Origin of the sequence: uncultured Agrobacterium sp. (assembly GCA_913777615.1) — a bacterium.
In the GTDB taxonomy this organism is placed as follows: Bacteria; Pseudomonadota; Alphaproteobacteria; order Rhizobiales; family Rhizobiaceae; genus Agrobacterium.
The window spans coordinates 438,854-458,069 of record CAJYTK010000013.1 but is presented as its reverse complement, the minus strand read 5'-3'; the positions used below and the strand labels follow the sequence as shown (position 1 = coordinate 458,069).

16 protein-coding genes and 1 tRNA gene are annotated in these 19,216 nt (G+C 56.5%); 9 read left to right on the top strand and 8 right to left on the bottom strand.

Annotation, left to right across the window (positions count from 1 at the left end):
* Positions 1-44: 44 nt before the first annotated feature.
* Positions 45-944: a PhnA-like protein gene (locus QZ862_RS13750; protein ID WP_296076565.1), complete on the bottom strand. Its 900-nt coding sequence runs from the start codon at positions 942-944 to the stop codon at positions 45-47.
* Positions 945-1,103: 159 nt separating this feature from the next.
* Positions 1,104-1,976 (bottom strand): ATP-binding protein, encoded by an 873-nt coding sequence (locus QZ862_RS13745; protein ID WP_296100557.1) that lies wholly within the window; start codon positions 1,974-1,976, stop codon positions 1,104-1,106.
* Positions 1,977-2,210: 234 nt separating this feature from the next.
* Here QZ862_RS13745 and yajC point away from each other — a divergent pair, with 234 nt between their 5' ends.
* From yajC to QZ862_RS13720, 5 genes are all read left to right on the top strand, one after another.
* Positions 2,211-2,567, top strand: a complete 357-nt coding sequence (yajC, locus tag QZ862_RS13740) for a preprotein translocase subunit YajC (RefSeq protein ID WP_296016239.1) — start codon at positions 2,211-2,213, stop codon at positions 2,565-2,567.
* Between the two features lie 62 nt (positions 2,568-2,629).
* On the top strand, positions 2,630-5,191 hold the full coding sequence (gene secDF / locus QZ862_RS13735; protein ID WP_296016242.1) for a protein translocase subunit SecDF: 2,562 nt from the start codon (positions 2,630-2,632) through the stop codon (positions 5,189-5,191).
* The gene (locus tag QZ862_RS13730; RefSeq protein ID WP_296038042.1) at positions 5,191-5,583 is read left to right on the top strand and encodes an Mth938-like domain-containing protein; all 393 of its coding nucleotides are present in this window, start codon (positions 5,191-5,193) and stop codon (positions 5,581-5,583) included. The genes secDF and QZ862_RS13730 overlap by 1 nt, the downstream gene beginning before the upstream one ends.
* Before the next feature lie 12 nt (positions 5,584-5,595).
* Positions 5,596-6,444 carry a phytoene/squalene synthase family protein gene (locus QZ862_RS13725; RefSeq protein WP_296076570.1) on the top strand — a complete coding sequence of 283 codons (849 nt, stop codon included), beginning with the start codon at positions 5,596-5,598 and terminating at the stop codon, positions 6,442-6,444.
* A 102-nt stretch (positions 6,445-6,546) separates the two neighbouring features.
* Positions 6,547-7,029 (top strand): hypothetical protein, encoded by a 483-nt coding sequence (locus QZ862_RS13720; RefSeq protein WP_296016248.1) that lies wholly within the window; start codon positions 6,547-6,549, stop codon positions 7,027-7,029.
* On the opposite strand, the gene trmFO is transcribed toward QZ862_RS13720, so the two are convergent.
* The 3 genes from trmFO to QZ862_RS13705 all read right to left on the bottom strand — a co-directional run bounded on the left by trmFO (position 6,981) and on the right by QZ862_RS13705 (position 9,402).
* Entirely contained in the window at positions 6,981-8,450 is a 1,470-nt protein-coding gene (gene trmFO / locus QZ862_RS13715; RefSeq protein ID WP_296100555.1) for a methylenetetrahydrofolate--tRNA-(uracil(54)-C(5))-methyltransferase (FADH(2)-oxidizing) TrmFO, read from the bottom strand. The genes QZ862_RS13720 and trmFO overlap by 49 nt on opposite strands.
* Positions 8,451-8,747: 297 nt before the next feature.
* Positions 8,748-8,891: a DUF1127 domain-containing protein gene (locus tag QZ862_RS13710; RefSeq protein ID WP_082447266.1), complete on the bottom strand. Its 144-nt coding sequence runs from the start codon at positions 8,889-8,891 to the stop codon at positions 8,748-8,750.
* A 364-nt stretch (positions 8,892-9,255) separates the two neighbouring features.
* Positions 9,256-9,402 (bottom strand): DUF1127 domain-containing protein, encoded by a 147-nt coding sequence (locus QZ862_RS13705; RefSeq protein WP_082447210.1) that lies wholly within the window; start codon positions 9,400-9,402, stop codon positions 9,256-9,258.
* Between the two features lie 553 nt (positions 9,403-9,955).
* Here QZ862_RS13705 and QZ862_RS13700 point away from each other — a divergent pair.
* The 3 genes from QZ862_RS13700 to QZ862_RS13690 all read left to right on the top strand — a co-directional run bounded on the left by QZ862_RS13700 (position 9,956) and on the right by QZ862_RS13690 (position 12,891).
* Positions 9,956-10,040: transfer RNA gene (locus QZ862_RS13700), tRNA-Leu, on the top strand.
* 189 nt (positions 10,041-10,229) lie between these two features.
* Positions 10,230-11,705 carry a trigger factor gene (gene tig, locus QZ862_RS13695; RefSeq protein ID WP_296100579.1) on the top strand — a complete coding sequence of 492 codons (1,476 nt, stop codon included), beginning with the start codon at positions 10,230-10,232 and terminating at the stop codon, positions 11,703-11,705.
* Positions 11,706-12,237: 532 nt separating this feature from the next.
* Positions 12,238-12,891 carry a hypothetical protein gene (locus QZ862_RS13690; protein ID WP_296100554.1) on the top strand — a complete coding sequence of 218 codons (654 nt, stop codon included), beginning with the start codon at positions 12,238-12,240 and terminating at the stop codon, positions 12,889-12,891.
* A 161-nt stretch (positions 12,892-13,052) separates the two neighbouring features.
* Here the strand turns inward: QZ862_RS13690 and sthA are convergent, their stop codons facing one another.
* The 3 genes from sthA to QZ862_RS13675 form a co-directional block, all read right to left on the bottom strand.
* On the bottom strand, positions 13,053-14,471 hold the full coding sequence (gene sthA / locus QZ862_RS13685) for a Si-specific NAD(P)(+) transhydrogenase (RefSeq protein WP_296100552.1): 1,419 nt from the start codon (positions 14,469-14,471) through the stop codon (positions 13,053-13,055).
* 235 nt (positions 14,472-14,706) lie between these two features.
* Positions 14,707-15,252 (bottom strand): DUF1003 domain-containing protein, encoded by a 546-nt coding sequence (locus tag QZ862_RS13680; RefSeq protein WP_296014757.1) that lies wholly within the window; start codon positions 15,250-15,252, stop codon positions 14,707-14,709.
* 80 nt (positions 15,253-15,332) lie between these two features.
* The gene (locus tag QZ862_RS13675; RefSeq protein WP_363315935.1) at positions 15,333-17,228 is read right to left on the bottom strand and encodes an LTA synthase family protein; all 1,896 of its coding nucleotides are present in this window, start codon (positions 17,226-17,228) and stop codon (positions 15,333-15,335) included.
* 284 nt (positions 17,229-17,512) lie between these two features.
* Between QZ862_RS13675 and QZ862_RS13670 the strand changes: the two genes are divergently transcribed.
* A complete protein-coding gene (locus QZ862_RS13670) occupies positions 17,513-19,192 on the top strand; it encodes an NAD+ synthase (RefSeq protein ID WP_296100548.1) in 1,680 nt (559 codons plus the stop codon).
* Positions 19,193-19,216 lie beyond the last annotated feature (24 nt).

Here is a 19,216-nt window from a genome sequence, read left to right as displayed (position 1 = left end):
GCCCGCGGCTGGCGCGGGCATTAAGTGACAGAATTTATCGATCGTTACTCGACGATGACTTCACCGTCGCGGTAAGCGCGACGTGCGCCGGCGCTGCCGCCGAAGATGGCAGCAACTGCGCCGACCAAAAGTGCGCCGAAGGCCACATAAGAGGCCGTTGAAACGGCGGTCGCGGTGGCCTGAGCGGCTTCAGTCGCACGAGCCTTGGCCTGTTCTAATGCCTGACGATACTGGTTCTCATACTCAGTCACCTGCTGGCGAGCCTGGTCCACAGGTATGTTCTGCGCACGGGCAAGCGCCTCGGCCGCGCGATTGCGGGCATCTTCTGCCTGTGCCTGATCGCCGGTGAGAACGGCGCGAATGGCACTGACGGCAGCGTCGCGCAGTGCTTGCGGATCGTTGCCACCGCTCGCCTCGCGGATGCGTTGCTCGATACCAGAAAGCGGGTCAGTGGAGTTTGCGAGCGAAGGTGCGGCGGTCGTCGCGGCTGTTGCAATCGTCGAGCCTGCACCGGAGAAGACGCTCGTGACGCCAGTGAACGCGCCGCCGATCAGTGCGCCGATGGAGGTTGTGAGCAGGTAGAAGACGATCAGTGTCGTGACAGCCCATGTCGTCAGCCCGTGGAGTGCACCAGTGGAGCGTGCTGCGCGACCAGACAGGCGGCTTGCGACGTAAGCGCCGACGAATGAGGAGATGATACCGCTGGCGATAATCCAGATAACGGAGCCGGTGGAGAGCGATGCCGCAGTCGGGGTATCGTTCTGCGCCGGGTCGATGACGCCAGCGCCAATAGCGACACCCAGCAGGTTTAGAAGCAAATGCAATGTCAGTGCAACTGCAACGCCGGCAAAAATGCCACCCCAGGAAATTCGTGTTATGGCGTCTGGCCACACCGCGCCCCGTGCGGTGACTGCGGACGTTGCATAGCTTACCTGATCACTCATTAGTCTCTCCTAATTAATCACGCAAAGGTTGCGCATGCGGAGCAACGGGGAGTGAACGGGTTTGTTCCCTGCGCAGGCCCAACCTTTTGCGGATCAGAGGAAGAGGTCTGAAGTTATGGAAATGCATCACCGTCTTGCAGTTGTGTTCGGCAGTCTTTCCTATCGGTCCAGTGGTTTGCGGAGACGACCGGCCGCATCCTGGATATATTGCCATGCTACGCGTCCCGATCTGCCTCCCCGGGTTGTTGCCCACTCCAGCGCTTCATGATGCAGGACATCACGCGCCAGACCGAGATCGAAATGGTCCGCATATCCGTCGATCATCATGAGATAATCGTCCTGACTGCACTTGTGGAAGCCGAGCCAAAGTCCGAAGCGATCCGACAGCGACACCTTTTCTTCGACCGCCTCCGACGGGTTGATTGCCGTGGACTGCTCGTTCTCCATCATATGGCGTGGAAGAAGGTGGCGACGGTTCGAGGTCGCGTAGAAAAGCACGTTGTCCGGACGGCCTTCAATACCGCCGTCGAGTGCAGCCTTGAGGGACTTATACGCCGTATCGTCGTGATCGAAGGATAGATCGTCGCAAAACACGATGATCCTATGCGGTGCCACTTTCAGAATGTCGAGGAGGGCAGGCAACGTATGAATATCCTCGCGATGCACTTCGACAAGCTTGATCGATACGCCGCTTGCCGCGCGCACGTCTTCGTGAACCGCTTTGACCAGCGATGATTTGCCCATGCCGCGGGCGCCCCAGAGCAGCACGTTGTTTGCGGCAAAACCTTCTGCGAAACGCAATGTGTTTTCATGCAGAATATCGCGTACATGGTCTACGCCGCGGATCAATGTCAGCGCAACTCTATTGGGACGCTTGACAGGCTGAAGCCACGCATTGGCGGGCGCCCAGACGAAGCAATCGGCGCTGTTCCAGTCATTGATCGCCGGGGCAGGGCCTGCAAGCCTCTCTACCGCATCGGCAAGACGGCGAACTTCCAGAAGCAGAAGTGTGCTGCGTTCCTCTGATGTCATAATCGATGCTCCTTGATCGGCTCTCATGGCCATTCCGGGCCTGTCCAATACTCCGAAACCCACGGATTTTGCCCGCCCTAGCATGGCGTTTGGCGGCCCGAAAGCGTATGAGGCGTGGAAACGGTACTTGGGCTCAAGTCTTTCTGTTGCATTCTAGGGGATCGCAACTATATTCCGGCGGCTTGAAAGCTGGCCAGTGGCTTAAGACTGCGCCCGAAATCTGAGGAGTTTTTTATGTTCATTAGCCAAGCCTTTGCTCAGGATGCAGCGGGCGCACCGTCGGCGTTCGGGTCCGGCCTCGAAATGCTTTTCCTTTTCGCCCCCCTGATGGTGGTTTGGTACTTTTTCCTTATCCGTCCCCAGCGCGCACAGATGAAGAAGCGCCAGGAGACACTGACCAACATCCGCCGTGGCGATCAGGTCGTTCTCGGGGGCGGCATTGTCGGCAAGGTTACCAAGGTAATCGACGATAACGAACTCGAAGTCGAAATCGCAGATGGCGTCAAGGTTCGCGCGTCGCGCTCCTACATCGCAGAGGTTCGTGTCAAGGGTGAGCCGGTCAAGACCGAAGCTCCCGCAAACGCGAAGTAACATAAGCAGGCTGCGCATCGTCGCAGCCTGGGTTTTTTAACCCAACCCTGACCGAGACCGAAATGCTTCATTTTTCCCGCTGGAAAACAGTCTTCATCTGGCTGATCGTGCTGATAAGTGCCGTCATCGCTTCCCCCAACCTGTTCACGGACAAGCAGCTGGAGGGTATGCCGAATTGGTATAAGCACAACAAGGTGACGCTTGGTCTCGACCTTCAGGGCGGCTCCTACATCATGCTCAAGGTAGAGCGTTCCGACATCGTCAAGGAACGTCTCGAAACCATTGTCGGCGATGTTCGTGCTCAGTTGCGCGATGCCAATATCCGCTACTCCGGTCTCACCGGCAACGGTCAGCTCGTTCAGGTGCGCATCACCGATCCGGCGCAGTACGAAGCAGCAAAGAATGCGCTGAATGACCTGACACAGCCGGTTTCATCCGGCACACTTGTCGGCAGTTCTGTGCATGAAGTGACGATGAGCGACGGCGGGGACAATGTGCTTCGCCTCAACCTCACCGATGACGGCATCAATTACCGCCTGTCATCGGCTGTTTCACAATCGATCGAAGTCGTCCGTCGCCGTGTCGATGAACTTGGCACCACCGAACCTCTCATCGTACGGCAGGGCACCGACCGCATCATCGTTCAGGTTCCCGGTCTGCAAGACCCTCAGCGCCTGAAGTCTCTATTGAACCAGACTGCCAAACTGTCCTTCCGCATGGTGGACACGTCCATGCCGGTTCAGGAAGCACTGAACGGACGCCCGCCCGCGACCGATGAGATTCTCTATTCGCAGGACGACCCGCCGGTTCCTTACCTCGTCGAGCGCCGCGCGCTGGTGTCTGGTGACAATCTGGTCGACGCGCAGGCTAGCTTCAATCAGCAGACTAACGAACCTGTGGTCACATTCCGCTTCGACAGCCGCGGCGCCCAGCGTTTCGCCCAGGCTACTCAACAGAATGTCGGCAAGCCTTTCGCCATCGTTCTCGATAACAACGTTATCTCGGCACCTGTGATCCGTGAGCCGATCAACGGTGGTCAGGGCCAGATTTCCGGCAACTTCACGGTTCAGGGCGCAAACGACCTTGCCGTGCTGCTGCGTGCCGGCGCTCTGCCCGCAACGTTGACGGTGGTGGAAGAGCGCACCGTCGGACCGAGCCTTGGCAGCGACTCCATCAATGCCGGTCTGACTGCCAGCGCCATAGGTGCAGCGGGCGTTGTGATCTTCATGCTCGTCTTCTACGGCTTCTTCGGCCTGCTGGCGAACATCGCTCTGATCATCAATATCGTTATGCTGCTCGCACTTCTCAGCATCATCGGTTCGACACTGACCTTGCCGGGTATTGCCGGTATCGTCCTGACGATCGGTATGGCGGTCGATTCAAACGTTCTGATCTACGAGCGCATCCGAGAGGAAGTCAAAAGCGGCAAACCGCTGATATCATCGCTTGAGAATGGATTCACCCGCGCTTTCGCGACCATCATCGACGCCAACCTGACCACATTCATCGTTGCCTGCGTTCTGTTCTACATGGGCACAGGTCCTGTCAAAGGCTTCGCCGTGACGCTTGCCGTCGGTATCGTCACGACCGTGTTCACTGCCTACACTCTGACGGCCTGGCTCTTCGGCGCCTGGGTTCGCCGCAGTCGTCCGAAGCATCTACCGAAGGGCGTGCGTACGGGTATGTTCGACGGTAAGGACATCCCGTTCATGAAGTACCGTCGCATCGTTTTCGGTATTACCGGCGTGATCATGCTCGCATGCCTCGGCGGCTTCATGACTAAGGGTCTCAACCTCGGTATCGACTTCCAGGGCGGATCGATCATCGAAGTTCGTTCGAAAAGTGGTGAAGCCGATCTCGCAGACATTCGCGACCGCCTCAGCCAATTGAATCTTGGTGAAGTGCAGGCGCAGAGCTTTGGTTCTCCGCAAGACGTGCTGATCCGCATTCAGGCGCAGGAAGGCGGAGAGAATGCCGAGCAGTCTGCGATTACGCTGATCCGCGGTGAGTTGCAGGACAAATACGATTTCCGCCGAGTGGAAGTCGTAGGACCGGCCGTTTCGGGCGATCTGACTTTGACTTCGACCGTCGGTATCGCGCTCGCCATGATCGCGATCATGATCTACATCTGGTTCCGCTTCGAGTGGCAGTTCGCGCTCGGCGCGATCATCTCCATGGTCCACGACGTGGTCTTCACAATTGGCCTCTTCGTTTTTCTGGGCATCGAATTCAACCTCACAAGTATCGCGGCAATATTGACCATTATCGGTTACTCGCTGAATGATACGGTTGTCATCTATGACCGAATTCGAGAGAACCTGCGGCGATACAAGAAGATGCCGCTGTCTATGATCATCGATGCGTCCCTGAACCAGACGCTGTCGCGCACGATCCTCACGGGTCTGACCGTGATGCTCGCGCTGCTTTCGCTCTACCTTTTCGGTGGTGAGGTCATTCGCTCCTTCACATTCGCGATGCTCTTCGGTGTCGGTATCGGCGTATTTTCGTCGATCTACATCGCGGCCCCGGTTCTGATCGCCTTCAATTTGCGCCCGTCCAGCACGGACGCCGACGATAAGGACGACCAGAAGGCGAAAGCGATCAACGGCAAACCGGCAGTCTGATGGCTGGTGGAATCGAAATACGCCCGGCCCACTTTCCAGGCCGGGCACCCATCGATGCCTATGGAAACGGTGGATTTCGGTTTGCCGAGATGTCGCATCGCGGTTCGCTTCTATGCCTTCCATCTGGGATTCACGGATGGGAGGTCACAGATCACTCGCAGTTGTCTGTCGATAATTTCGCAAAGGTTCTGGAACAGTCGACCGAGATCGAGTTTCTGTTGATCGGCATGGGCGACTCCATGCGGGTCGTGCCGAGGGAGTTGAAGGCAGCGCTGAGGGAGGCCGGAATCTCGGTCGATCCGATGAGCACCGGCGCTGCGGTCAGAACATACAACATCATGCTTTCCGAATCGCGGGCAGTCGCTGCCGCCCTGATTGCGGTCGAAGGCTAAGAACGGTTATCGATGGCGGATCTTTCGGCGGATAAGAACGTATGTCTGACGATGCTGCGCGATATGGATCGCGACAGATATCTCGCATGCCTTCTCGCGCCGGAAAGTAAGCGCGGCGACCTTGCTGCACTTTACGCATTCAACGCCGAGATTGCCCGCATCCGCGATGCGGTTCGTGAGCCACTTCCCGGTGAAGTCCGCATGCAGTGGTGGCGCGATTTGCTGGAGGGTAATCCGCATGGCGACAGCGTGGGGCATCCTGTTGCCGCAGCTTTGCTGAACGCGCTCGCCACGCATAATCTGCCACGCCAGACATTGCTCAATATGATCGAGGCACGCATCTTCGATCTCTATGATGACGTTTTCGAAAACCGCAACGCACTGGAAGGCTATGCAGGGGAGACGGCATCCGCGCTGATCCAACTCTCCAGCATCGTCCTTTCACCGGAAGATGCCGCAAGAAGCGCCGAAGCTGCCGGTCACGCAGGCGTCGCTCAGGCAATGGCGGGCATGCTGCTATTGATGCCGCTGCACCGTCGTCGCGGGCAGGTCTATGTTCCGCAAGACATTCTATCTGCGGCAGGGCTGGACCGAGAGGCTTTTCTGGAGGGGGCGGATAAAGACAGGATAGGCGCGGCTATCGACATTTTCTGCGCTCATGCGCTTGATCATCTCGAAAAAGCGCGTCGCTCGGTGCTTCCTTCGGCCGTCGCTCCCGCGTTTCTTCCCGTGGCGCAGGTTGAGCCTGTCTTGAAAGCCGCCAAGCGCCTTGGCGCCGGCAATCTTCACCACGGCATTCAGCTGTCGCTCCTGCGTCGTCACTGGCTGCTGGCAAAAGCGGCTTATCTCAAGCGTTTCTGACAGGGCTCCACGCCCACGCAAGCCTGGTGCGGTATCAAGCCCGTCTAGTTTCGGCGCATCGAGTGCGCCCGACACATCTTCGACGCCTACGGAGTGCCATGGATGTCTCTGACCATCTGGACAATCGTTCTCGTGTTGCTATGCGCTTTTGCCATTTACGTGTGGCGCTTGAAGCGTTTTTCTGAAGATGACGGCAATCGAGATACTGGGCAGGCGATTCTCGATTTCGCCCGCGCCTTTCCCAATGAAGCGATCCGCAGCCTGCATATGACGGCAGATGGCAACGCCGTCTTCGTTCGCCTGCATGACAACAAGGCGGGCTTTATGCGTAATATGGGAAAGCACAATGTCTGCATGATGCTCAATCCGGAGCGTATCACGGTCGAGCATCTGGAAAGCGGTGATGGTTTCGTCGTGACATTCCTCGACGCCCCTAAATATAGCGGCGCCTATCGCTTCAAGTCAGCAGGGGAGGCTGCCGAAGTGTCTCTCTGGTTACTCGGCAGCTATCTTGAAGCAGCAGAATCAGAGCCTCATCAGGCGACTGAGGCCGCTTCCAACTCTTCGCCGTCTCCCGCGACCTGACCGAAAACCGGTGCTTCAACGCCAAGCCATGCGGCGCAATCCTTCAGCGCTCGGGCACTCATTAATTGCCGCTTCATGATCGTCTTGTCCTTGCCGCGAAAGCGTTTGACGCCTTCCGGCTTGACGATCGATCCTGGCTCGAGGTCTGGGAACAGCCCGAAATTGACGTTCATTGGCTGAAAAGAGCGCTTGCCTGGCTCTTCGTCGGTGGAAAGATGCCCGCCAGTAATATGGTTCAGCAGTGCCCCAAGCGCTGTTGTGGAAGGTGGCAGGCGGATCGGCTCGCCCTTGTGTTCGGCACTTGCAAATCGGCCGGTCAGGAGGCCGATGGATGCGCTCTCAACATAGCCTTCGCAGCCGGTGATCTGGCCTGCAAAGCGGATATCCGGTCGGGACTTCAGCTTCAGTGAGGGGTCGAGCAGTCTCGGCGAATCGATATAGGTGTTGCGGTGCAGGCCGCCAAGGCGCGCAAATTCTGCGTTCTCGAGGCCGGGTATCATCCGGAAAACTTCCGCCTGCGCGCCGTATTTCAGCTTCGTCTGAAAGCCGACCATATTATAAAGCGTACCAAGAGCGTTGTCTTGACGCAGCTGCACCACCGCATAGGGCTTGACGGTCGGATTATGGGCATTAGTCAGCCCCATCGGCTTCATCGGGCCGTGGCGAAGCGTCTCACGACCGCGCTCGGCCATGATTTCGATCGGTAGACAGCCATCGAAATAGGGCGTGCCCTCCCACTCCTTGAAGCCAACCGTATCGCCCGCAACCAGCGCATCGATAAAGGCGTGATACTGCGCCTCGTCCATCGGGCAGTTGATGTAGTCCTTGCCGTTACCGCCAGGTCCGACCTTGTCGTAACGTGACTGGTACCAGCAGATGTCCATGTTAATGCTGTCGCGATGAACGATCGGCGCTATCGCATCAAAGAAGGCGAGCGCGTCTTCGCCGGTTTCCGTCTGGATAGCGGCGGCGAGCTCGGGTGCGGTGAGGGGCCCGGTCGCAATGATCGTATTGCTCCATTCTTTCGGTGGAAGGCCAACAATCACTTCACGAACAATGGTCACCAGCGGATGCGCCTCAAGTTCAGCCGTCACCGCCTCGGAGAACCCATCACGATCAACAGCGAGAGCACCACCGGCTGGGACCTGATGTTTGTCGGCACAGGCCATGATCAGCGAACCGGCGAGACGCATTTCCGCATGAATAACGCCAACTGCGTTGGCCGTTGCGTCGTCGGAGCGAAACGAGTTGGAACAAACGAGTTCGGCAAGACTGTCACCCTTATGCGCGTCCGTGCCGCGAACACCGCGCATCTCGTGCAGGATAACCGGGACGCCCGCCTGAGCGATCTGCCAGGCAGCTTCAGAGCCGGCAAGCCCGCCGCCAATGACGTGGATGGGAGAATTTGTGTTGTCTTGCATCGCGCACTCACATCGTCAACCAGGCACCCGAAGGTGTCAGAGGTCGAGCATCTTGTTGATTGGCTGTGCCTCGCATAAGGGAGGCAATCTGCGAATGCAGTACCACGAGCGATAAAGAGCGCCAAATGTTTTCGCCCTTGCCTGACGTTGAGTTAAGTGGCGCGCCGTGGGCTCTGTTGTGACGGTTGTCGTCATCCACGAATCAAAAACGGCGCTCGTGGCGCCGTTTTTTCTCCTGTCGCTCAGTCGCCCGATGTCCCTGGGAGGTCGGCTCTTTCGGGCGACCCTGTACGCTGATTAGCGGAACGAACGGGATGCAACGTTACGGATATCGTAACGGGTCAGGCCGATGTCGCTGAGAGCCTGGTTGGAAAGGCTGCCCAGTTCGTTGAGCGTGCGACGGTAGCTGATCCAGTTCTTTGCAATGCGAAGCGGGTTCATGGGTATTTCCTCAATCTTTTATGTTCGTTTGATCTTTGATGTCTGTCCACCGGGCCGCTGGTTATCTGCGCTCTCGGCTGTTGATGTCGTATATACATATTCAAAGCCATGAATTGGAGTGCAGATTTTGAGCGACTGCCATGCATTTGTGCAATGTGTCGTCTATTTTTGCATCTTCGCGCGGAATGTGCGCATATTTTGAGCGCAGAGAAGGCCCATCTTTTCGATTGCTGGGGGGGTAATTTCGGGGGGGGCAGGAGAGAAGTAATCGCGAAAAAGAAAAGGCCCGGAGCAGGGTGCTCAGGGCCTTTTGAGGGTAACACGTCGGACAGGTCAAAGATGACCAGTCGGTGTTATCGTTCTATTACATGCCGACGGCGGTGCGAGCAACGCGACGGATGTCGGTGCGGCCGATGCCGAGATCGCTCAGTTCGCGGTCGCTCATGCGGTCGAGTTCAGTTACGGTCTGACGATACTTGCGCCAGTTGTTCAGCGAGCGTGCAATGTTCATGATCTTATCCTCTTTTCGGTTCGCCGGTTGCTTGGGATCAACTCGGCTTCGTTTTCTGAACTGGAATATATGCCGCTCGGCGCACTTCAAAAATAGACAAAGAAGGATGACACCTATGCACTAAACGCAGGGCGGAGCCGAAATCGGCATCCACTTCCTTAACAAATGCATAATTTGACGGCACTCAGGTTGTTTTCTGGGGTGCAACGGTCAAGAGCAGGGCGGGGGTTTGTTTTTTCCGGTCGTCTATTTTTTTGTCAGGCGCGACACGCAGTCATCCATGTACTCATTGGGTCATTAGGCTTCGATATGCCATCGCTCGAGGTCGAAGGCGCGTCAGCACATCGACAAGGGGAGAATCGAGCATACGGGGTACACCTCGTGAATCTTGGCGATGCTCTGTTCGACATTGTCATATAAGCCTCGAAACCCATGGAAATAGGCCTTGTACAGCGTCATTTTTCCTTTGCGCTCCTGAAAACGGATGATATAGAGACGCCGCGCTCCGGAAGGCCTCATGTGCCAGATGTTGTTTATGCAGGATTTAAAGAGCGCGGGTATGGCGGAATTGGTAGACGCACCAGATTTAGGTTCTGGCGACGAGAGTTGTGGGGGTTCGAGTCCCTCTACCCGCACCACAAATCGCCGGGAAAACAAGGTGAAGCGTTTCGTTTTGCCCTTTCCCAGGCTCAGGCATAATTGCTCCGCAACGCGCCTGTGCATGCAAGTTTTATAGTCACGGCCGGTGAATTCAGGTTCCGGCGCTGTGCTCGAAATTAACCGACGGCGGTCTCTGAGCACTGCCGCCATGAAGTGAAGGTATGAAAATGCAGGTTATCGAAACGCTCGCTGAAGGGCTGAAGCGCGAAATCAAGGTCGTTATCCCGGCCGCTGACATGAAGGCTCGCCTCGACGAGCGCCTCGCTGACGCCAAGGATAAGGTTCGGATCAACGGCTTCCGTCCTGGCAAGGTGCCGGTTGCTCATCTGAAGAAGATGTATGGCAAGTCCATCATGGCAGACCTCGTCAACGAGCTGGTTCGCGAAAAGCCTTCTGAAATCATTTCCAGCCGCGGCGAGAAGTCGGCGACGCAGCCTTCCGTATCGATGACGGAAGACCAGGATGAAGCTGAAAAGATCCTGTCCGCTGAAGTAGATTTCGAATTCAACGTTGCTTACGAAGTCATTCCGGCTATCGAACTGAAGTCGAATGACGGCATCAATGTTACGCGCGAAGTCGTCGAAGTAACCGAAGACGAAGTCACCGAGCAGATCCTCAAGATTGCCGAAAGCGCTCGCAGCTACGAGACCAAGAAGGGCAAGGCCGCTGAAGGCGACCGCGTCACCATGAACTACCTCGGCAAGGTAGATGGCGTAGCCTTTGATGGCGGCGCTGCTGAAGATGCCGAACTGGTTATCGGCTCCGGCCGCTTTATCCCAGGCTTCGAAGACCAGCTCGTTGGCGTCAAGGCTGGCGACGAAAAGACCATCACGGTTACGTTCCCGACCGAATACCCTGCCGCTGAGCTGGCTGGCAAGGAAGCCACCTTCGACATCACCGTCAAGGAGGTTGCTGCTGCTGCCGACGTTGAAATCAACGACGAACTGGCAACCAAGCTCGGTCTCGAATCGGCTGAAAAGCTGAAGGAAATCGTCCGCGGCCAGATTGAAAGCCAGTATGGCAACGTGACACGCCAGAAGGTCAAGCGTCAGATCCTCGACCAGCTGGACGAGCTCTACAAGTTCGATACGCCTGCTGGCCTCGTCGACGCCGAGTTCGACAACATCTGGCGCCAGATCAACACCGATCTTGCACAGTCCGGCAAGACCTTTGCCGACGAAGACACCACCGAAGAAGAAGCCCGCGAAGAATATCGCAAGCTTGCTGAACGTCGCGTTCGCCTCGGCCTCGTTCTCTCCGAAATCGGTGAGAAGGCTGGCGTTGAAGTCACCGAAGAAGAAATGCAGCGCGCTCTCTTCCAGCAGCTGCAGCAGTTCCCGGGCCAGCAGAAGGAAATCCTCGATTACTTCCGCAATACGCCTGGTGCATCCGCTTCGCTGCGCGCTCCGATCTTCGAAGAAAAGGTCATCGACAAGCTGCTGACCGAAGTTTCCGTCACCGATAAGACGGTTTCCAAGGAAGAGCTTCTTGCTGACGACGCCGAAGAAGGCGCAGAAACCAAGAAGAAGGCTCCAGCTAAGAAAAAGGCTGCAGCCAAGGCTGACGCTGCTGAAGGCGAAGAAGCTGCTCCGAAGAAGAAGGCTCCTGCCAAGAAGAAGGCAGCTGAAGGCGACGCAGAGTAATCTGTCGTTCTCATCATTCTATAGGAAAGGGCCGCGGCGAAAGCTGCGGCCTTTTCATTTACGGTGACGGCAAAGTCTGAGCGGTTGGGTATGACAGAGAACAGTCTTTAACCTACCGCAGCCTCGCGCATGTGCCAGTGCAGCCTTTACGACAGCTGAGTCGAGGCTGGTTCTGTGTTCTGACGATCACATTGCGATGCACAATAAATTTTTACTGCACCTGCTCTTGTTCATCTCCTGTTCATCTGGCACCCTTTGGGGGTGATTTGCTAAACGCCTGGTGGCGTTAAAAGCAATCCAGTCGCTATACGCGGCTCGGCTTTAAGCCTTCAGTTCCATCCCTCTTTCGGGCGCGGCTAAAATGCCGGGCCTGTCGATCCATGTTTGCCGAAGTCAAACGCGGATCAGGCTGGCGATTAGCGCCGCAAAATTCAGTCCGGGTGATCTCGTTTTCCGGGTCGCCCAAGCCGAAACGAGAACTGCTGTTGCCCTCCCAAGAGCAGCAGGTCTTTTTAAAGCTTGAGGAAATGACATGTTTGTCAAAATATTAGGCACGCTCGCTGCGGCCTCGCTCGTTCTCTTGGCGCCAGTACAGGTAAAGGCGCAGGAACGCGGATTGATCTGGGCGCCTGCCAAGAATTCCGACCGCTCCTACTCAGCGAGGTTAGGCGCGAGACTGCCCACCGAGACTCCGCTGCGCGCGGGGCTTGAGATGGGTATGAGTGCGTCGGAAGGCGGTGCAGTGCTGGATACGCCCGTAAAGTTCTGGGGCGATGTCACTCTTATGTCCACCAATCTGCCGGGGGTTAAGATCGCTAGAGACATCGGCGTTCTGATGAACGCCTTGACCGGATCCAGCGCCTTGACCATGACGATGACACAAAAGCGCGTGGCGACGGCCGATTTTGATGTGGAGTCCAACCGCAACGTCACGCTGCGCTATGACGGCCCTAGCGAGCAGTGGAGCGGGCTTGACGTGTCGCAGTCCCTGCGACTGACGCGATCCGCCACCGGCACCGCTTTTATTTTGACCGGTGCGAGTCGTGAAAGCTTTCAGGAATTCAGTTCCAGTGTTTCGCTCGAACAGAGGCTCAGCGATCACTTCACCGTCACCGGCAGCTTTGATCGTCAATATGAAGATCGTTTTCGGCCAGCGGTTCGTGCGAACTACAAGGTCAGATGGTGAGGCGATACAGCATCAGCCCGAAAATGGAACTCGATTTTCGGAAAAGCACGATGCGTGGATTTAAAAAGTAAAGCGCCGTGCGTTCAATAGCACGCATGGCGCTTTAGATATCACTGTGCATGCGTACAGCAGGCGACCAAGAAACCGATGCGGCAAAAGCGTTAGCTTGCCGTCTCGGTCAAGTTTTTGATGTCGCCCATGCGGTTCCATGCATCGAGTCCGGCGATTTTGTAAGCCTCTGCAAGCGTCGGGTAGTTGAAGGTGTTTTCCACGAAATATTCAACCGTGCCCTTGAGGTTGAGCACCGCCTGGCCGATGTGAACAAGCTCCGTTGCGCCTTCGCCAACGATATGCACGCCGAGAAGCCGACGGGTCTTCAAGGAGAAGATCAATTTCAAAAGGCCGGTGTCCAGGCCCATGATGTGACCGCGGGAGGTTTCCCGGAAGCGTGCAATTCCGCATTCGTAAGGAATGCCGCGCTCTTTCATCTCTTCTTCGGTCAGGCCGCAGGTGGAAATTTCCGGCACGGCGTAAATTCCATAGGGGAAGTATTTCTGCGGTTCCATTGCAATGGCGCCGACCGCGACGCGCGCAGCGATTCGTCCCTGTTCCATCGAGGTGGAAGCAAGACTTGGAAAGCCGACCACATCGCCTGCGGCAAAGATGCCTTTCACGGATGTTTCGAACGTTTCCGGATTGACGGCAAGCCGCCCGCGGCTATCCGCCTCAAGTCCCGCTGCGGCAAGATTCAGCGTATCGGTGGCGCCCATTCTGCCAGCGGCGAAAAGCACCATTTCCGTTACGATCGTGCGCCCATTGTCGAGCGTGATCGAAACCTTGCCCTCGGGTGTATGCTTGACCTTTTCTGCCTTCTGGCCGAGGAGAAGCTTCATATTTCGGTCGCGGAGCTGGTAAGTGAAGTCTTCGACGATTTCCTTGTCGATGAAATCGAGCATCGTCGACTTAGGATCGATCAGTGTCACAGCCGTATCCAGCGCGCTGAAAATCGTTGCATACTCGATGCCGATGACGCCGGCCCCGATCACGACCATGGAGCGGGGTAGCTTCTCGATCTCTAGCAGTTCATCGCTGTCGATCACGCTCTTTCCATCGAAGGGCATGTAGTCTGGTCGGAAAGGCCTTGTGCCGACAGCAAGCAGAATGCTCTTGCCCAACACATGCAGCACTTCCCCATCTTCCTTGACGATCTGAAGCGTATCGGGCGTGATGAAACTGGCCTTGCCGCGAATGTGTTGTACGCGGTTGCGAGCGAATTGATGCTCCAGCACTTCCACTTCGTGATTAAGTGTAATCAACAGGCGCTGACGCAGATCCTCCGCGCTGATCTCCTGTTTGACGCGGTAGGACTGACCGTAAAAGCCGCGCTCGCGCCATCCGGACAGATTGAGCGCCGTTTCACGCATCGTTTTGGACGGAATGGTGCCGGTATGAACCGATACACCGCCGACACGGCTACCCTTTTCGATGACCAGAACCTTCTTGTCTAGCTTTGCTGCCTGGATGGCAGCGCGTCTTCCCGCAGGGCCGCTACCGACAACAATGAGATCGTACTGGTTCATGAAAAAGCCTCTGGACGTGAACCGGGTTCAATGCCCGAATGTGAATCTGACAGATGATATTTACGATCGAAAGCCTGATGCTCCCGACGTGCGGACATTGTTCCCGCGCTTGCACATCCGAATGCCGAAGAATGACGGAGTGCAATGCAACAAATGCCTGCGTCAATCTGTAGCTTAGAAATCTGACGGATTCGTAACCGGCGCCGCAAAAGCGGTAAACCCGAATGTCGGTCGATCAGGATCGGGTGCTGTCTTCAGCCGGTGCCAGCCGTTGATGCAGTTTTGCGATGTCTTCCCGCAAGGCCGCGAGTTCGGCCAAAACCTTGAGATCGATCTTTTCATGGAGGGAGAGAACCTCGAGTTCGGCCTTCAGGTTGACCTCGTAATCTTTGGCGGCTTCGAAACGATCACGCTCGGCTTGTCTGTTCTGCGACATCATGATGATCGGCGCCTGAATAGCCGCCAGCATGGAAAGAATAAGATTGAGGAAGACAAAGGGGTATGGGTCAAAAGCCTTTGTCGTTAAAACCACCGTGTTGACGACCGCCCAAAGAAAAAGGAACACCAGGAAGCTGATGATGAAGGCCCATGAGCCACCGATGCGCGCGATGCTGTCTGCCAGCCGCGCTCCAAAACTGGACTCCTTGGAGAACTCCGCATTCGTGTCCGTGGAGATAAGTTGTTTCTGATGCGCCACCTCCAGAATCCGCTTTTCGACGTCACCGATATGGCGAGACGATCGTTTGAAGTGGGACAGCACGTAATCTGGAATGGCAGACATGATCGTTCTCCAGCAGGGCGTTGTCCGGAAATAAACGCAAGGAACCCACAAGTTCAAATTAAATCGCGAGTCGGACCGCATCAACTCGATGGCGCTGTCTCGTGAAGCCAGCTGAAACCTGGGAAAAACCTGTCTTTGCCAAATTGTTCGCCGAACATCATATCGAACTGCAACTGACGATACGCGCTCAGAGCTGGCGGTATAATTGCAGGCGCAATCGACCAGTCCGGTACCGCTGAACCATTGCGCTCCATTAGCATGTGCCGGTCGATCACCGAGTGGGACGCATGCACCTTGCCGAGTACGCCGGTATAGAACGGATCGTCAAAGCCGGCAGTTTTCAGAACGTGATAAGGCAACAGCGCCGGGCTGACCGTACCGATGCGGTTCTGCAGACCCGTTCTGGATGACCAGACCACGAGAGGCGTTTCGTGCTCGGTCTTCATGGTGGCAAGCGGCGCGCGGCGTGTCGCTACCATGTCCGGCATGTAGCCGCTTTCCACAAATGTCTGCCCGAGCGGCGGCAGATGATCGCCAAACAGGACAATCACGGTTTCGCGTTCCCGGCCTTTTGCCCAGGCAACCAGCTTTGCGAAACTCTCGTCGGCTTCCGAAACACCCTGGACATAAGTTGACAGTGCCGTGCCTGCGCTCTCGGACAGGTCGCTGCTGACCGAGATGGTGTTCTTAGCATATCTGTTTGGCTCATAGGGGCCATGACCCTGTAGCGTGACGGCGAAGAGGAACTGTGGCTTCTCGGCCGCATCGACTGTCTGGATAATCTCGTTTGTCAAAGCGTCGTCAGAGGCAAAAGCTCCACGCTTTTCCATGGGCGGCAGGGTTTCTTCCGAGCGGAATTCTTCGAAGCCCAAGTGCTTGTAGACCTCACGCCGGTTCCAGAACCACTCCTGGAAGGGATGGACAGCAATGGCGGAGTAGCCCTCCGAGCGGAAGAAAGTGGCGAGCGATGGCATCGGACGTCGCACATATTGCTGATAGGGGATGCTGCCATAAGGCAGAAACGCATTGCTGAATCCTGTCAGCGCTTCGAACTCGACATTGGCCGTCATGCCGCCAAACTCCGGGGAAAAGACATGGCCGGATTGCATGGCGCGGATTTGCGGCATCGGATCTTGCGAAAAACGGACATTTTCCAGCCGCGTCGGATCCCATAGCGATTCGCTCATGATCATGATCACGTCTGGCCGCTTGCTATGGTTGACGGCGAAGGCCGAGCTATCGGAGGCGATGTCTGCGATGGTCTCCGCGCCGTAGCCATAGGGCGCAGTCACTTTCGCCATGGGAATATTGAAGGCAAACGCCATGATGAAGCCGTTGTGCCGGTAATTTTCCTTCTGATCCCACATCATCGGAATGATGTTCAATCTGTCCCTGATCCAGGAATAGCTTGAATATTCCATCATTGATCCGAAGCTGACAAACACCGGAACGGCAAGCGCCAGCCTCCACATTCTGGCTTTGAGAGGAATGACAGGCGCATGTTTGGAAGAAAGGCGCCACAGAAGGAAAGCCGCGAATACGGCAGCGGCAACTCCAACCGCAAGAGACAAGGCTGTCAGAGGCTGCGCCTTCAGCATGGCTGGCAATAGCTGGATAATCTGGCGTCCGAAAAGCAAGTCCGAGGGGTAAAGCGGATCGGAGAGATAGAGTTGTTTCTGACTGGAGAAAAAAGCGGGCAGGACGAGCAGCGGAACTGCAACGATCAGCGATCGGTAGTGACGCCCGAAGACAGCGTCCAGCGCCATGAGACCGATGACCACTGCGCAGACCGTTGTCAGTCCGGGTCGCGAAGACGAAAGCAGAAAGGTAGCGACGTCGTGCAATGTGCCTCGCGCAATCCACTCCATGCATACCACAAGGAGAACGGCTGCAAGAACGAGATTGACCACGGACTGGATGTTACCGGCTTCACGGGCAGGGAACCGTGTCCATGGGTTTGAAAGGACGTGTTTCATCCTTTCGGCAACCGTTGTTTTGGGCACCGATTTCGTCACGATTATACTCCGGCAGTCATGGGGACAGGCATGAATCACCTGTCATATAAGTGTCATCTAACTGTCACATACAGGCAATGAACGCGACATGAACTATGCGCAATTCACAGGTCTGGCGCGTAACCATTGCGTGAGCTGTGTATGTCCGGCATTCCCATCCCGAAACCTTCTTGAAGGGCCGTTGTTTTATAACAGTTTTATCCTGCGCGTTGCACAGTGAGAGCCGGCGCGATAATGAGGAAGGCATGAGCACAGAACAGACCATTCCCCACACGTTCCGGATCGCCATCGGACAGTTCAATCCGACCGTCGGCGATGTCGCTGGCAACCTAGCAAAAGCGCGAGAGGCGAGAGCGGATGCCGCAGCCCAGGGCGCCGATCTAGTTCTGCTGACGGAGCTTTTCATCTCCGGCTATCCGCCGGAAGATCTGGTCCTGAAGCCGGCATTCTTAAAAGCCTGCCTCAAGGCGGTAGAGGATCTGGCCGCAGACACGGCGGATGGCGGCCCGGGCGTCATCATCGGCTTCCCCCGTCAGGGCGAAAAGGGCAGGCATAACTCGGTCGCTTTGCTGGATGGTGGAGAGATTGTCGCTCTGCGTGACAAGGTCGACCTGCCAAACTACGGCGAGTTTGACGAGAAGCGTGTCTTCAGCGAAGGCTCCATCTCCGGCCCTTACAATTTCCGGGGCGTCCGCATCGGCATCCCGATTTGCGAAGAAATCTGGAACGATCTCGGTATCTGCGAGACACTAGCCGAGGCCGGCGCTGAAATATTGTTGGTTCCGAATGGCTCGCCCTATTATCGCGGCAAGGTCGATGTGCGTCATCAGGTAGCGCTGCGGCAGGTTATCGAAAGCGGGCTGCCTCTCGTGTTCGCCAATCAGCTTGGCGGTCAGGATGAACTGGTTTTTGACGGGGCAAGCTTCGGCTTCAACGCTGATAAGACGCTGGCATTTCAGATGAGCCAGTTCGAAGCGACGCTTGCCGTTACCGACTGGAAGCGTACCGAGAATGGCTGGCATTGCAGCCAAGGACCGGTGTCGCATATTCCCGAAGGCGAGGAGGCAGATTATCGCGCCTGCATGCTGGGCTTCCGCGACTACGTCAACAAGAACGGCTTCAAGAGCGTCGTACTCGGCCTCTCTGGCGGTATCGATTCTGCCATCTGTGCGGCAATTGCAGTCGATGCGTTGGGTGAGGAGAGGGTGCGCTGCATCATGCTGCCTTACCGCTATACCTCGGAAGAATCGCTGAAAGACGCTGCCGATTGCGCCAGGGCGCTTGGTTGTCGCTATGACATCGTGCCGATCGCCGAGCCCGTAGACGGCTTTATGTCAGCCCTTTCGGAACTGTTCGAAGGCACGGAAGAAGGCATAACAGAGGAAAACCTGCAAAGCCGCGCACGCGGGACGATCCTAATGGGCGTGTCAAACAAATTCGGCTCGATGGTGGTCACGACGGGCAACAAGTCGGAAATGTCGGTCGGCTATGCCACGCTCTATGGTGATATGAATGGCGGGTTCAATCCTATCAAGGACCTCTATAAGATGCAGGTCTACGCCATCTCCAGTTGGCGCAATGCCCATGTCCCGCCGGGCGCCCTCGGGCCTTCCGGTGAAGTGATACCGGCCAACATCATCTCAAAGGCTCCGTCGGCTGAGTTGCGGCCCAACCAGACAGACCAGGACTCGCTGCCGCCATATCCGGTTCTTGACGATATTCTTGAGTGCCTGGTTGAACAGGAAATGTCCGTCGACGAGATCGTCGCACGCGGTCACGATGTGACGACTGTCCACCGGATCGAGCATCTGCTCTATCTTGCGGAGTACAAGCGTCGCCAGTCCGCACCGGGTGTGAAAATCACCAAGAAGAATTTCGGACGTGACCGGCGCTATCCTATCACCAATCGCTTCCGCGACCGGTAGGCTGGCCTGCCAGTCTGGACGTGG

What these genes read in the sequence shown, in the direction of transcription:
- QZ862_RS13750 (WP_296076565.1), bottom strand. Translation starts at nt 944, where the DNA reads ATGAGTGATCAGGTAAGCTATGCAACGTCCGCAGTCACCGCACGGGGC.
- QZ862_RS13745 (WP_296100557.1), bottom strand. Translation starts at nt 1,976, where the DNA reads ATGACATCAGAGGAACGCAGCACACTTCTGCTTCTGGAAGTTCGCCGT.
- yajC (WP_296016239.1), top strand. Translation starts at nt 2,211, where the DNA reads ATGTTCATTAGCCAAGCCTTTGCTCAGGATGCAGCGGGCGCACCGTCG.
- secDF (WP_296016242.1), top strand. Translation starts at nt 2,630, where the DNA reads ATGCTTCATTTTTCCCGCTGGAAAACAGTCTTCATCTGGCTGATCGTG.
- QZ862_RS13730 (WP_296038042.1), top strand. Translation starts at nt 5,191, where the DNA reads ATGGCTGGTGGAATCGAAATACGCCCGGCCCACTTTCCAGGCCGGGCA.
- QZ862_RS13725 (WP_296076570.1), top strand. Translation starts at nt 5,596, where the DNA reads ATGGCGGATCTTTCGGCGGATAAGAACGTATGTCTGACGATGCTGCGC.
- QZ862_RS13720 (WP_296016248.1), top strand. Translation starts at nt 6,547, where the DNA reads ATGTCTCTGACCATCTGGACAATCGTTCTCGTGTTGCTATGCGCTTTT.
- trmFO (WP_296100555.1), bottom strand. Translation starts at nt 8,450, where the DNA reads ATGCAAGACAACACAAATTCTCCCATCCACGTCATTGGCGGCGGGCTT.
- QZ862_RS13710 (WP_082447266.1), bottom strand. Translation starts at nt 8,891, where the DNA reads ATGAACCCGCTTCGCATTGCAAAGAACTGGATCAGCTACCGTCGCACG.
- QZ862_RS13705 (WP_082447210.1), bottom strand. Translation starts at nt 9,402, where the DNA reads ATGAACATTGCACGCTCGCTGAACAACTGGCGCAAGTATCGTCAGACC.
- tig (WP_296100579.1), top strand. Translation starts at nt 10,230, where the DNA reads ATGCAGGTTATCGAAACGCTCGCTGAAGGGCTGAAGCGCGAAATCAAG.
- QZ862_RS13690 (WP_296100554.1), top strand. Translation starts at nt 12,238, where the DNA reads ATGTTTGTCAAAATATTAGGCACGCTCGCTGCGGCCTCGCTCGTTCTC.
- sthA (WP_296100552.1), bottom strand. Translation starts at nt 14,471, where the DNA reads ATGAACCAGTACGATCTCATTGTTGTCGGTAGCGGCCCTGCGGGAAGA.
- QZ862_RS13680 (WP_296014757.1), bottom strand. Translation starts at nt 15,252, where the DNA reads ATGTCTGCCATTCCAGATTACGTGCTGTCCCACTTCAAACGATCGTCT.
- QZ862_RS13675 (WP_363315935.1), bottom strand. Translation starts at nt 17,228, where the DNA reads ATGAAACACGTCCTTTCAAACCCATGGACACGGTTCCCTGCCCGTGAA.
- QZ862_RS13670 (WP_296100548.1), top strand. Translation starts at nt 17,513, where the DNA reads ATGAGCACAGAACAGACCATTCCCCACACGTTCCGGATCGCCATCGGA.